Here is a 13668-nt window from a genome sequence, read left to right as displayed (position 1 = left end):
GTGGCGGGTTGCGCTGTGCGTGACCGATGCGATGCGGTTCGAAGTGCTGGGCCCGGTCCGCGCGTGGCGCGGCGACGCCGAGGTCGAGGTGGGCCCGCCCCAGCAACGCGCGGCGCTGGCGGCGTTGCTCCTGCAGGAGGGCACCCCGCTGTCCCCGGCCCAGCTGGTCTCGGCCCTGTGGAGCGGCGCCGAACCGAGGGCGGCGGCCGGCATGGTCCGCTCGTACGTGTCCCGTCTGCGCCACGCGGGCGTCCCGATCGAGTCGATCGGCGGCGGATACGCCCTGCGCGTCGACGCCTTGGACGTCACGGAGTTCCAGCGCCTGGCTACCACGGGCACGGCTTCTGCTCTGCGCGAGGCCCTGCAGCTGTGGCACGGGACCCCGCTGGCAGGCCTGAACGGCTTCGAGGCGGAGCGCGTCCGCCTGGAGCAGTTGCGCCTGACGGCCCGCGAGAACCTGGCCGCCGCGGACATCGAGGCGGGCAGGCCCGCGATCACCGAGCTGACGGACCTGATCACCGAACACCCACTGCGCGAACGTCCCCGCGAGCTGCTGATGCTGGCGCTGTACCGCGCAGGACGCCAAGCCGAGGCCCTGGAAGTCTTCGCGGAGGCACAGCGCCTGCTGGAGGCGGAGCTGGGCCTGTACCCCGGCCCCGAGCTGCGGGAGATGCAACGCCGCATCCTCGCGGCCGACCCGTCCTTGACGCCGGTGGCGCGCCCGACCCAGCTACCCCCGGACCTCCCGGAGTTCGTCGGCCGCACATCGGAGACGGCGACCCTCTCCGCAGCCCTTTCGCCGTCCGCAGCCCGAGTCCCGGTGGTGGGCATCGAGGGCCTGGCGGCAATCGGCAAGACGACGCTGGCCGTCCACATCGGCCACGGCGTGGCGGCGGCTTTCCCGGACGGCCAGCTGTTCCTGGACCTGTCGGCGTCGGCGGACCCGCTGTCGGAGCTGCTGCGGGGGATCGGGGTGCAGAGCCTCCCGGAGTCCCCGAGCGAGCGCGCGGCGCTGTGGCGGACCCGCACGTCAACGCTCAGCCTGCTGACCGTCCTGGACAACGCCCGCACGGCCGACGAGGTAGCCCCCTTGCTCCCGTCCGCGGGCGGTTCAGCCGTAGTGATCACAGCCCGCCGGCGCCTGTACGGCCTGTCACACGCCCACTGGACCAAACTGAGCGGCCTGAGCGTCCCGGACTCCCTAACCCTGCTGGGCCACCTGGTCGGCCCGGCCCGGGTGGCGGCCGAGCCGGCGGAGACGCGAGAACTGGCCACCCGGACGGCAGGCTTCCCCCAGGTGGTCCAGGCGGTGGGAGCGCGTCTGGCATCCCGCCCGGACTGGACGATGGCGACGGCCCTGCAGCGCCTGGGCCGCCCGGCCCCGGGCGCCCCGGTGACACCCCCGGAGTGCGGCGCGATCGAGAAGCCGTACGAGTCGGTCCTGGCCGAGCTGACCCCACCCCAGGCCCGAGCGTTCACCACCCTGGCCTGGGCCGACCCGGACTTCTCGGTGGCATCGGCCTCCGAGACCCTAAGCCTCCCCTTGACCGAAACGGCAATGCTGCTGGAGTCCCTGGTGGACGCCCACCTGCTGGAACCAGCAGGCCCAGACCGCTACGGCTACCAGGAGCCCCTCCGCACCTTCGCCCGCGGTCAGGTAGCTGAATCGATGCAGAACAGCTGATCATCCCAGACCCCGAAGGCATCGGATCCAGACCCCCCTGAACAAGGCCAACGGGGCGCCGTATACTCTTTCTTCAGCAGGTCCGAGTGGCGGAATGGCAGACGCGCTAGCTTGAGGTGCTAGTGCCCTTAACGGGCGTGGGGGTTCAAGTCCCCCCTCGGACACTTACCATAACCCCACATGTGCGGATCGAGATTAGCCTCGATCCGCACTTGTCGTTTACCGGGGTGGTAGGTGGCCTGCAGCTGTAGCTGGCGGTAGACCTCGCGTTTGCGGATGGGGTCGGCCGCGGCCAGTACCTTCCGGATGTCGCCGAGCTGCTCAACGAGGTCGCGGATCTGGTCTTTGCTGAGCCGCTCCGCCTTCGGCTTCACCCTCACGCGTGCCTTCGCTTCCACCCGTCGTGCCTGGGTCTCGGTGATCCACCCGGTGACCAGCTGGACGTCGGCTCCGGCTTCGAGTGCGGCGCGGTGGCGTTCCAGGGCGCGGTCGCATTCGGCGACGAGTTTCTCGGCCGCTGCTGCGGCGGGATCGACGTCGAGCTCCGGCTGTGCGGCATAGAGGGCGTCGATGGTCTCGTGGATCCGGTGCGGCGCGAAGCTGGTCGCCAGCCAGGTGTCGATGGGGCCGAGGAGGTCGCGTTCGGCGAGGTAGACGTTGCGGGGGTGTTCGGTCTTGTTCGCCAGGCCGTATTCGGTGGGGTAGCGGCAGCGGTAGAACGGCCGTTCGTGGTTGCGCTGGCCCTGCATCCGGCGGTTGCAGACGCCGCAGTGCAGCAGGCCGCTGAGGACGTAGGGGTGGCGGGTGCGGGTCCGTTCCCGGGTCTTGCGGCCGGCGCCCTTGGCGGCGGCGATCTCCTGCGCGCGTTGGAAGGTTTCGACGTCGATGATCGGCTCGTGGACGATCTGTTCGGAGAAGATCCACTTGTCGCGGGCGTTCCAGCGCATCTTGGTCTCGTGGCCCAGGCCGACGTCCTCGACGTCGATGAGGACTTCGTCCTTGCGCTGCTTGTTCCAGACCTGCCTGCCGGTGTAGCGGGGGTTGGTCAGGATGACCCCGACGGCGCCTTTAGCCCAGGCGACGCCGGTGCGGTGCCGGTTGCGGGCGGGGTCGTTGCTCGAGGGGGAGAGGATGCCGTCCTGGGTGAGTGCTTCGGCGATGGCGAATTTCCCGCGGCCGCCGATGTATTCGGCGTAGATGCGCTGCACGACCGGCGCGGTCGCGGGGTCGGGTTCGAGCCGGTGCAACCGTTTGCCTTCAGCGGCTTTGGCCGGGTTGGGGTGTGGTCCGGCGTCGGCGAGCCGGTAGCCGTAGGGCGGCCGGCCGCCGAGGAACCGTCCTTCGACGGAGGCTTGGGCGGCCATGGCGGCCCGGACGCGGATCTTGATCCGGTTGCGTTCGCCCTTGCTCATCCCGCCGAAGACGGACATGACGAGGTCGTGGGCTTCGGATTCCGGCTCGATCGCGCCGCCGACCTCGGGCACCCACAGGCCGACCCCGTAGTGGACGAGGACGGGGAAGGTCAGGCCGTACTGGTTGCCGTAGAAAGCGCGTTGCGGTTCGCCGATGACGACGGCGTCGAATCCGCGGTCGGGGTCGCGCATCGCCGCGAGCAGCCGGGTCGCCTCGGGCCGGCGTTTCCAGGGGATCGAGCGGGATTGTCCGATGTCGAAGTACTCGGCGACGATCTCGCCGTGCTTGTGGACGAGCGCCTGCGCTCGGGCCAGTTGCCAGTTCCGCGACGCCTCGGGGTCCTGCTGGTCTTCGGTGGAAACCCGGCCGTAGAACGCGAACCGCATAGTCAGGCCGCCTTGTCCGCGTCGAGGAGCAGCCGTAGCAGGGCGCCGGCGGCGCCCTGCGACAGCGTCGGCGGGGACGTCGGGAGCAGCACTGCGGGTGCGACATCGGGGCGTCGACGGTCAGATCGAGGCCGACTACCAGCGTTGTCCTGGCGTGCCGGTGGTCGCGAGCGATGGGTTGCCGCGCTTGATCGCGGAGAGGTGTTCGGCGGAATCGTCATGGTCGCCCCAGGCCTGGTTGGTGTGCACGGATCGTCCACGACACCGTCGTAGCGGCCAGAGGGGAAGTACCCGCTCAGGTCGACTTCAACGGAGCGCGTCTCGACGACCAACTCCGCTCAATGACCTACGAGGAGACACCACGAGACCAATTTTGCAAAGGTCATCTAGTTCGACGATGCCGCCAAAGGGCTGGCTGGGTGGCACCAGTCGAGAAGCATCGCCGTTTCGTTGCCATCCGACCACGAAAGCCTCGTGCTCCCCGCAACGACGAACTGGGCCTCTGACCTGCGTGTTCAGCTGGTGGGAGGTAGCTATCGCTACCTGGGACCTCTTCCGTGTCAGGGAAGTGCGGCACATGGCTTGACCTGGTGAAACATGTACTTCTGCAGGTCGTGGGCGCAGGTTCCTTTCCGGAGGGGTAGCTTCGGTGCTTTTACCTCCGATTGCCGTCGCCGAGAATCGCCAACATTCGGCGCCGCCGACGGCACCCAGGACAGGATCGATTGGATTTCAGGCGACGACAGGTTCGCCTCTCGCTCGGTCGAGTGGATCAACTACGGCGTGGTCGTGAGTCGGGCGCCGGCGATCTCATCAGACACCATCGAGTGAATGTCGACCAGAAGTGCTAACGAAGTGCCGTCAACCCCTAAACGCGTCCAGCTGACCGTCTGCGGCCTACTCGTCAGTAGTCGTGCTCCCGGAGGGATGCTGAGAACGTGGACAACTCGGAATTGGCTGCCAAGGCACGTGGCAGCCGCGTACTTCGCATGTGGATCTTCGGTCGATGAAAATTACCACTTTGAGACTGAGCAACTTCCAGTCGTTCGGCCCGGAGCCGACCACCGTCATACTGGAGGACGTCACCTACATTCTCGGCCCGAACGGGGCCGGAAAGACGGCGGTGCTGGAGGCGCTTTCGCGCCTGTTCAGTCCGCTCGCAGCACAACGCAAGGTCTGCCTTGACGACTTCCACGTGCCCGTTGGGCAGAACGAGGCCGACGTGCGGGACGGCAGCCCCACGTTATGGCTCGAGGTGGACTTCGAGATTCCGGAGTCGGGCGCCGATGGTCAGCACGCCTCGGTGCCACCGAGCTTCTCGCACATGGCGATCGAGGCCGCCGATGAAGTTCCGCGGATCCGCGTCCGCCTCACCGCCGTGCTCGCGCCGGACGGTGTCATCGACGAGCGAATCGAGTACATCCTCGAGTCGGACGAATCGGGTGAGCCGGTCAAGCGGGCCGACATGTCCCGCTACGACCGTGCCCACATCGAGGTGCACTACCTGCCGGCGCGTCGCGACCCGGCCGAGCACGTCGCCTACACCAGCGCGTCGTTGATCGGCCGCACGCTCAGAGCGACTGACTGGACACGGGAGCGAGCGACGCTCGGTGAACTCACGAAGGAGATCACGAGCGCGCTGGTGGCCAACACGACCGTGGCGAGCATCGGAGTGCAGCTGGCGGACGAGTGGCGCGGGCTGCATCGCGGCGCCTTTTCAAGGACCCGGCCATCGCCTTCGGCCGTGGGGACCTGGATGGAGTTCTCCGCCAGCTCACCCTTACGTTCTCGCCTTCCCACGACGGGGAGCCACTGCCGTTCGAGCGGCTGAGCGACGGGCAGAAGTCGCTGCTGTATATCTCGCTGGTCCTCGCTTGGCAGACGCTTGCGCGGCGAGTGCTCGCAGGTGAGGAGGCATCGATCGAGCCCGATCGTCTTCGTCCGCCGGTGCACACGGTGATAGCGCTCGAAGAACCCGAGAACAGCCTCGCTCCCCAGTACTTAGGCCGCATCATCCGTCAGCTGCGCGGGGCGTGCGGCGAAGGTGACGTGCAGGCTCTGATCGCGACGCACGCGCCGACATTGCTGCGCCGAGTCGATCCCGGTTCGATCCGCTTCCTGCGCTTGGACGCGAACCGCCGGACGACGGTGCGCGACATCGTGTTGCCCGAAGACGACCAGACCGCCGCCAAGTACGTGCGCGAGGCGGTCGAGGCATTTCCTGAACTCTACTTCGCCAGGCTGGTCGTGCTGGGTGAAGGCGACAGTGAGCAGGTTGTCCTGCCTCGAGTTCTGGCGGCGAAGGGAATCGCCGAAGACGACGCGTCGGTTGCGGTCGTGCCGCTTGGCGGGCGTCACGTCAACCACTTCTGGCGACTGCTAAACGAGCTGGAGATCCCGCACGTCACGTTGCTCGACCTCGACAGCGGTCGCCACCAAGGCGGTTGGGGGCGCGTGCGAAACGCGTACAAGCAGATCAACGCGATCAAGCCTGGGACCTACACCGACGAGGAGATCGACGATCTTCCAGAATGGGACGCTGACCAGGACTTTCCCGCTTACAACGACGCGGATCGTCCGGATGGACGTGGTGCGGTCCGGTCGCTGGAAGCTTGTGAGGTGTTTTTTTCGAGCCCGGTCGACCTCGATCTGATGATGCTTGAAGCGTACCCCGAAGCCTACGGAGTCAAGGCCGGTAAGCCGGAACCCCAGGTGATCGTGGCTGTGCTGGGCAAGAAGCATATAAACGAGCAACGCTTGGGTGAGGGGCTGCTGCAGCTCTTCGACTCATACCACACGAAGTTTGATCTCAGGAGCAAACCTGCGACTCATCTCTCCGCGCTCTCGAACTTGACCGACGATGCGTTGATGGAGCAGCTCCCCGGGGTGCTCACCAGGCTTTCGGAGCGCGTTCGCGCACGGCTCGCGGAGCTGCCGGAATGATCCGCGGCCAAGACTGGCGGCCAGCGGGCGGACTGGTCCTCGAGCCCAACGCCTTGGCTGCCGTCACGGCAGCCGGACAGAACGTTGTCGTTGCTGCCGGGCCCGGGGCGGGCAAGACCGAACTCCTCGCGCAGCGCGCAGACTTTCTGCTGCGCACGGGTCAGTGCCCGTACCCGCGCCGGGTCCTCGCCGTCTCCTTCAAGGTCGACGCCGCCCGAAACCTGCGGAGCCGGGTACGGTTGCGTGCTGGCGCGCAGCTCGCCGCGCGGTTCGACAGTTTCACCTTCCAGGCGTTCGCCAAACGCCTCATCGACAACTTCAGGCCGGCGCTGACAGGGGCTGACGCTCTCGCGCCGGACTACCGTATTGATGCCTATGACCGGATCCCGGGTGAGCAGATCACGTTCGCTGACCTGGTTCCGCTCGCGCTCGAGATCCTCGGGAGCAACCAGTATGCCCGTGGCGGTATCCGCCAGACGTACAGCCACGTGTTCCTTGACGAGTTCCAGGACGCTACGAAGGAGCAGTACGAGCTGGTCAAGGTGGCTTTTGGCGAGTCAGGCGCGGTGCTCACGGCGGTCGGCGATGTCAAGCAGCGGATCATGGCGTGGGCCGGCGCACTGGACGGGGTGATGCGAACCTACGCCGATGATTTCGCGGCCCAAGCTCTCCCGCTATACCAGAACTTCAGGTCCGCACCAGTCCTGCGACGGATGCAGAACCGTATGATCGCGCAGATGGATCCAGGCGCCGTTAGTCCTGCCGAAGATCTCGCCGGAGACGGCGGCACCATCGACGTGCTCGACTTCGAGAGCGAATTCGACGAGGCCCAGAGAGTAGCAGACCTGATCGAGGGCTGGCTCGGCGACGGGGTTCCACCGAGCGAGATCGCCGTCCTGGTCCGCAACCTTCCCCACCTCGTCGCCATGGCGCTTAGCGCGGAGCTGACCGAACGCGGTATCGCGGTTCGCAACGAGCAGGAGAGCCAGGACCTCTGGGCAGAACCGGCTGCGACGCTCGTGTTCAACTTCATCCGGGTCGTCGCGGATGATCGGCAACCCGACGCCTACGCCGAGCTGATGCGGGTGGTCAATCGTTCGAGCGCTTCCGAAGACGAAGCGTCGCGCTTCGATAGCCGGCTAAAGCGGCTGCTGCGCAAGTCGAGGGCCGAGGTTCGCGATCCGGCGTTCGACGGGGCTGCCGCGGCATCGTGGATCGCCTTGGTCACCGAGTTCCTCGATCTGGTTTCCCGTCCGGTGCTGATCGCGCTGTCGCCGAGCTACCAGCAATCCGACCGTCTCGGCGGCGTCCTCAGTCAAGCGCTCGAAGCTTTCAGCAAGGCACTCGCCGTCGACGGGGACGCGGTCGAGGCTCTGAAGCGTCTATCCGAATCGGATTCAGTAAAGATCGTGACGATCCACAAGTGCAAGGGGCTCGAGTTCGAGAAGGTCGTGGTACTCGGCGTCGAAGAGCAGCTCTTCTGGGGAGATGACCCCACAGAGGTCATGTCCGCGTTCTTCGTAGCAATCTCCCGTGCCAAAAACCACCTTGTGCTGACCTGGGCCAGACACCGCGAACGTCCTGTTGGCTACACGAAGAAGTGGGACGAGAACAGAACAAAACACCAGGAGTTTATCGACTTCGCTGACAGTGACTAGCGTCCTTCCAATAACAACATCCGGCGCGCTCAGGAATCATGTGTGAGAATGGGACGGGCCAAGTCCTGTCCTCGGGCGTTGTGGCTGGTCAGTCCGGCAGCTCACTACGGCGGTGGGTTGATGACGTCGATGCGGATCGAGTCGCTTTCCCGGACGGTGAAGACGGTCCAGCTGGTGCGGCCCCAGTCCGCGGGAGCCAGGACATGGAGGCCGCGCGTGGGGATCAGCTCGCGCAGGCCTCGGTATCGATAGTGGAAGTACTGGTCCGGTGAGGGGTCGTAGCTCAAGGTTACGCCGCCGCCGGCGATGTCCAGTTTTCTGGTGCTGTGCAGTAGGATCTCCGGCTGTGCGCGGAGCGTGGCCGCGTCGTGGGCGGCGATGGCGCGCCCGACGTGGTCGGCGTACTTCTCGGTGACCATCAGGAAGCCCAGTAGCCCGAGGCTGACGAGGACGAGCGTCCCTAGCCTGTCCGAGGTCCCGTCGGCGGACGTGACGGCCGGAGCGAGGACGCGCCGGTAGCCGATGAGCGCCGCGCCGAGAAGGATGCTCAGCGGTCCGGCGATGGCGGCTGGCCAGGCCGTGGTGTCGTCGGCGAGGAACGACACCGAGCCCGCAACTAGCAGGCAGGTGCCGGTCGGAGCGGCGAGCCGTAACGCACGCCGGACGATTCGCCGCTGCCGGTGGAGCGGCTGTGCCAGCTCCCGGCGTATCAGCCGGTGCAGGCTCAGCATCGCGAACGTGGTGAGCGCGAACACGAGAGCAGGGCGCAGGGCCGAGTTTGCACTGCGCTGGAGGTATTCGGCGGCCGACAGGTCGAGCAATCCTGTTTTGACACCGTAGTATTCAGCGGTTGCGTTGGTGCGCACCCAACCGATGCGGTAGAGCAGCACGCCCAGGATCGCGGCTTCAGAGATGGCGAGAACGGTTCCCCACACGCTTTTCGGTGTGAGGCGTGTGCTGTGATCGGTGTCGGCCGGGCGTGAGCCGGTCTGGATTGAGCCCGTCATCAATCGTGCCACCAATTTTCGATGATCGAGAAGCCGTTGTCGCGTGTTGGCGGACGTGGTTGCGGTTCGCGCGCCGGGGTGTGGTCGGGTTCGGCGGGTGTGATCGATACCGGCGAGAAGTGACCTCCGCTGTCTGGGGGCGCTGGTGGAGCCGGGGCGCCAACCAGGCCTGTCGGGGTGGTCGCGTTCTGCGGCGGGTGACCGGCGGCGCTGCTGCCGGGGACGGGCGGCAAGCTAATGTCCGCAAGTGGTTTGGGCGGCACTACTGATGGGGGCGAGGTCGTCGTGAGCGAGGTATGGGGAAGAGGCTGCGGAAGAGAAGTAGTGCACGCGGTGAGGGTGAGCAGCGCGGCGACGAAGCAACCGCAAGCCTTCCAGGTTGTCACCTCGCCTTCGTACCGACGTCGCAATGTCGGAGTGGCTACTTCTCGTGCGTTTCACCCGTTTGGGTAGTGTTTCTCCGTGGGTGGCGCGTAGCCTTGGCGGCCATGCCGACCTGGCGGAACGCGACTATGGGCATAGCCCATGCTGTGCCCATGCCGACTATCGGCCCCCGTCGGCTGCGACAGGAGCGCGACGTGACGACGGGACGCGGACGGCATCCCGACACAGGCCCGGCACAAGTCAGTGTCATGAAGGAAGTGCAGCTGGCTGGGCCCGTCGGGGATTGCCAATGGCCGCAAGCGCATCTGCTCGGGTTGGACGGGTTGCAAGCTTTGGGGTGCTCTCGTTCCACACCAGCCATCTGGAGCGGGTGGCTTTCTCAGGGTTAGACCTGTTCTTTGCACTGTCGGTCTACCTCATCACCGATTTGCTGCTGCGGAGATCGAAACTACTCGGCCTGGTCTCCTGCAGGAGGGGCGTTCGTCGATCGACGACGGAGCGACCGAATGCCACCTTGACAAGGTGGCATTCGCTCGTCGCTACTCAGATTCGCGATGGCCTGCCGCAGCGGGCGGCCCGCGTCGCCCAGCACGGCAATCTGCCGGCCATCGCCGAGTCCGGTCAGCCTGCGTTACAATGTCTTCGCGGCCTGCTCTCGCCCGCTGTCTAGCAACTCGCCTGGGTGATTCGGTCCTTGCGCGGGGGATTCGATTCCTTGTTCTTCGCGGATTACCTCGTCGCAGGGCCTGCATGGATGACTAATCCGCTTGCTCCGGCGCTCGCTGTATGGCGTGAACTCTCCATGGTGCCGAAGATGCCGCAGGTAGGGTAAGCATCTCTCCCAGTTTGCGGGATTCCGTCCAGTCGAGGCGGTGCCACTTTCCGCTGAAGACCCGCTGAATCGTCGGCGGGTCGTGGCTCACTTCTTCAGCCAACCAAGATACTCACGCAGCGTCGGCTGGTGGTCGCCGACGAGATCGGCGGACGCGAGCGCAGCGTCCAGGCCGCTGAATACCCACTCGTCGACCATGGCTGGGTAGTCTGCCTTGAACATTTCCGGCGCCGGCTCTCGTTCGTCGATCTCGTAACACCAGGTGGAGACCAGGTTGTCGCCGGTGGCGAGATCGCCGACTGCCGAGCGCAGGAGTGTCGTGTGCTGGACGACGCGTTGCCTCCGGAGGCCCCAGATCGTCCCAACCGCGGCGCCTTCGTGGGCGATGAAGTTACGTGCGGTTCTTGCCTCATCGAGGAGCGTCGCCATCGAGCGTTCGCCCCCGACGTCACGCCGCAGAATGTCCCGTATAGTCCCGCCGAGCATCTTTTCGGTTGGGAGGGCGGCGACCGCCTGTTCAAGGGTCAAGACGGGGTCGGCTTCGATCGCCTCAGCGAGGTTGGACATCCTTAAGACGTACTTGCACTTCTCTTCGAAGGCATTGGCGAGGTACAACGCCTTGCCCGCGGCGAGGAGAAGTGCGTCGACAAGCTCGGGATTGCGGACACTCTGGTAGCTCAACGACCAGGACATCAAGCCACCTTAGCGACTCGCCGGCTGGGCGCGTTCCCAGCGCGCTGCGGGGCAAGACGACCAAGGACCCGGAGACCGTCGTCGGGCCGCCGCTGCACGCGGCGTTGCTGCCAACCTCGGCATCAACTTCACCGAGGTCGCATGGCGACACGGCCTTCCCGCTCAAGAGCGTCGAAGCCGCTGGCTCACCCCGTGAATCTGCTGGGTCATCGCCTGACGTCGGTGTGGTGTCCGCTCGCCGGGATCTAGTATGATCCGATGGAGATGCGTTCTGCCTGGCTGAAGTGGGCACGGGCTGTCGAGCACCAGCGAGTCCTGAGCCGCGGCATTCGTGAATACCTCGCTGGCGAGCCCTGGGAGTACGTCCGATGGGACAACGCGGGCGACTTGACGGATCCGCTAGTCCGGATGCAGTGGCGGCTCAAGATCAAGAGGCCTCTTCCCGAGGCGTGGGGTGTCCTGCTCGGCGACGTGCTCACGAATCTGCGTGCCGCTCTTGACCACACGATGTGGACGGCCGTCCTGAACCACTCGGGCCCGCCGGCGAAGCCGAACCAGGTGCAGTTTCCCGTCGCCACGAGGGCTGTCTCCTTCAACGACGCAGCTCGCAAGCTGAAGTCGTTGGTGTCGCCGGAGGTGTGGGCGGTTATCGAGTCGCTGCAGCCGTTTCACGGCGGCGACCGCGCTCACACCGCGCCGCTGGAGATCGTCCGCTGGCTGTCCAACATGGACAAGCATCGAAGCCTGCGGTTCGTCGTCTTCAGCTCGGTCGATCTGCTGCCGGTGCACGTCCAGTCGGACCCGCCGGTGGACGTCATCGAGGAGCGTCGGCAGGAGGGGCCGGTCGAGGGCGACAACAAGACGTTGCTTTCCGTGAAAATCAAGCGTCCTGCGGGTAGCGGTCCGATCGACGTGGTTCCGACGTTCGGGTTGTCACCGTCGATACAGATCAGCGAGGACCCTGTCGAGTTTCGCCCGCTCGCCAGCGCGATGCCGATCATGACGGACACTGTCTTGAAGGTGGTCAGCTACGTCACCGGCGCGTTGGATCTGCCCATGCCGGACGTCGGCGGCCTGGAGCTGGGGGACGAGCATGAACTGGCGGCGGCCGAGCTCGGCGGCAACACCTACACCTTCCGGGACGCCGAGGGCACGGTCCACCGGTTCGACCTCTCTGCACTGGCCGAACGCGAATCCGAGTTCGACTCCTAGGAGCCGGCCGTCGTTTCGCGGCTGAGGGTGTCGGTTCGCGGATGGTGTCTGGATTCGCACAACCGTGTGGTGAGGCGTTGGCTCGCATCATGAGGGCCGGTTCAGGCTGCCCCCGTCGTGGAGGATGACGCGCGTGACCGCGATAACGGCAGGACGGCCGTCCGCGACAACCGCTCGGCTTCACACTCCGCTATCTCGCCTCCGAGCGCCTGACGATCGGCCACCTGCCCTGCGGCGCGGACGCCGACCTGCTGGTGCCGCCGATGATCGACTGCTACCACATGAACCTCACGCTCAGCGGTCAGCTGATGGTCAAGCTGAAAGGGGAGCCGCGACAGAGGGCGGGCAGAGCGGGGCGCTCTTCAACCTGAACGATCCGTCCACCGTGCGTGGAGGCCGGAAGCAGTTCAGGACGCGATCAAGCTGCCGCGCCGGTCGCTTGAAGGTTCCCGCCTGCCGGCCGTGCGGCGCGGTCACTCTAGTCCGCGGTCTCCGGTGATCAGCACGAGGTCTTCCGCCAGGGTGCCTGCTGGTCGGCGAGGGTGTCGAGCATCAGCTGGCACCAGGTGAAGGCGGCGTTCACGGCGAGGTGGGCGTGTCGGGTGCCTAACCCCGCGCGAGCGCCGGCCGCGCCGTGTCCGGTCCCGTAACGGTTTCGCAGCTCGGCCACGCCGATGGCGACTCCGGTGACCGACCCCAGGATCTTCTTCACCGCGTCGTTGCCGTCAGGACCGGGGGTGTGGGAGCTCGGGTGCAGCCCCAAGGCGGTTTGGGCGTCCTTCACAAGCGCCGGGACGTCGGCCTTGTCGTCGACCGGCTGGCCCAGCTCGCTCAGGACCACCTTCGCGGTGCTCTCGATGAGCTCCTTCGCACTGCCGATGACCTGCGCCGGATCGGTCACGATCGCGCGCTGGATCCGGTCGAGGTGCTCGAGGATCGCGGATGTGTCCTTGAGATCCGCCAGGGACTCGACAGGTAGCCGGGCGTCGAGTGGTCGAGCTTCGATCTGCACCAGCTTGGCTCTCGTGGGCTCCAGCAGTTCGTCGAGCAGGTCTCGTCGGGCTTGCCACGACCCGTAGCCGCCGCTCTTGAGCCAGTAGCTACGGAATCTCGTGAAGTCCCGGAACGGCAGCTGGACCGGGACACCGGCCCGCCTCGTCACGGACACCAAGGTGTTGATCGCCAGCTCGATCTGCGGGTCGGTCAGGGTGTGGCTTCCGTCGGTGCCGAACCGACTCAGCTGGTCGTACACCAGGTCGAGGAGCCCGATCGCGGCGGAGACGTCGGCGACGCCATCGATTGGACCGGCGCGCAGTGCCGTCACGAGGTCCTCGTCCAGTACTGGAGCGATGGGGTCGCCGAAGGGGTTCTCCTCGGACTCCAGGAAGAAATTTGCCGCCTTCATGTTCGTCACCCACCTGCGTCACGCTGCTGTCGGGACCGATTGAACGTCACT

Annotated in this window: 10 protein-coding genes and 1 tRNA gene; 7 read left to right on the top strand and 4 right to left on the bottom strand. The window is 66.1% G+C overall.

Annotated elements, in window-relative coordinates:
• Window positions 1-19 precede the first annotated feature (19 nt).
• Together ACWEN0_RS38005 and ACWEN0_RS38000 are read left to right on the top strand one after the other, a co-directional pair.
• A complete protein-coding gene (locus ACWEN0_RS38005) occupies window positions 20-1684 on the top strand; it encodes a BTAD domain-containing putative transcriptional regulator (RefSeq protein WP_451984691.1) in 1665 nt (554 codons plus the stop codon).
• 80 nt (window positions 1685-1764) lie between these two features.
• Window positions 1765-1848: transfer RNA gene (locus ACWEN0_RS38000), tRNA-Leu, on the top strand.
• On the opposite strand, the gene ACWEN0_RS37995 is transcribed toward ACWEN0_RS38000, so the two are convergent.
• Window positions 1813-3483 carry a recombinase family protein gene (locus tag ACWEN0_RS37995; protein WP_451984689.1) on the bottom strand — a complete coding sequence of 557 codons (1671 nt, stop codon included), beginning with the start codon at window positions 3481-3483 and terminating at the stop codon, window positions 1813-1815. The two genes, ACWEN0_RS38000 and ACWEN0_RS37995, sit on opposite strands and share 36 nt — an antisense overlap.
• Before the next feature lie 1006 nt (window positions 3484-4489).
• On the opposite strand from ACWEN0_RS37995, the gene ACWEN0_RS37990 reads away from it, so the two are divergent.
• The 3 genes from ACWEN0_RS37990 to ACWEN0_RS37980 are packed head-to-tail and all read left to right on the top strand — an operon-like array spanning window position 4490 to window position 8084.
• A complete protein-coding gene (locus tag ACWEN0_RS37990; RefSeq protein WP_451984687.1) occupies window positions 4490-5314 on the top strand; it encodes an AAA family ATPase in 825 nt (274 codons plus the stop codon).
• Entirely contained in the window at window positions 5215-6426 is a 1212-nt protein-coding gene (locus ACWEN0_RS37985) for an ATP-dependent nuclease (protein WP_451985007.1), read from the top strand. Before ACWEN0_RS37990 ends, ACWEN0_RS37985 begins: the two co-directional genes overlap by 100 nt.
• Window positions 6423-8084, top strand: a complete 1662-nt coding sequence (locus tag ACWEN0_RS37980) for a UvrD-helicase domain-containing protein (RefSeq protein ID WP_451984685.1) — start codon at window positions 6423-6425, stop codon at window positions 8082-8084. The genes ACWEN0_RS37985 and ACWEN0_RS37980 overlap by 4 nt, the downstream gene beginning before the upstream one ends.
• Window positions 8085-8188: 104 nt before the next feature.
• On the opposite strand, the gene ACWEN0_RS37975 is transcribed toward ACWEN0_RS37980, so the two are convergent.
• Complete coding sequence (locus ACWEN0_RS37975) at window positions 8189-9103, bottom strand: hypothetical protein (RefSeq protein WP_451984683.1); 915 nt, start codon at window positions 9101-9103, stop codon at window positions 8189-8191.
• Window positions 9104-9812: 709 nt separating this feature from the next.
• On the opposite strand from ACWEN0_RS37975, the gene ACWEN0_RS37970 reads away from it, so the two are divergent.
• Window positions 9813-10145, top strand: a complete 333-nt coding sequence (locus tag ACWEN0_RS37970) for a hypothetical protein (protein WP_451984681.1) — start codon at window positions 9813-9815, stop codon at window positions 10143-10145.
• Between the two features lie 249 nt (window positions 10146-10394).
• Here ACWEN0_RS37970 and ACWEN0_RS37965 read toward each other — a convergent pair whose 3' ends face one another.
• Window positions 10395-11000, bottom strand: coding sequence for a hypothetical protein (locus ACWEN0_RS37965; RefSeq protein WP_451984679.1), 606 nt, complete (start codon window positions 10998-11000; stop codon window positions 10395-10397).
• Between the two features lie 258 nt (window positions 11001-11258).
• Here ACWEN0_RS37965 and ACWEN0_RS37960 point away from each other — a divergent pair, with 258 nt between their 5' ends.
• The gene (locus ACWEN0_RS37960) at window positions 11259-12212 is read left to right on the top strand and encodes a hypothetical protein (RefSeq protein WP_451984677.1); all 954 of its coding nucleotides are present in this window, start codon (window positions 11259-11261) and stop codon (window positions 12210-12212) included.
• A gap of 499 nt (window positions 12213-12711) precedes the next feature.
• Here the strand turns inward: ACWEN0_RS37960 and ACWEN0_RS37955 are convergent, their stop codons facing one another.
• Entirely contained in the window at window positions 12712-13617 is a 906-nt protein-coding gene (locus tag ACWEN0_RS37955) for an abortive infection family protein (protein ID WP_451984675.1), read from the bottom strand.
• Between the last annotated feature and the right edge of the window lie 51 nt (window positions 13618-13668).

The sequence above is a fragment of the Amycolatopsis sp. NPDC004378 genome, from assembly GCF_053602455.1.
The sequence above is the reverse complement of the archived record's forward strand: the minus strand, read 5'-3'. Positions and strand labels throughout refer to the sequence as shown.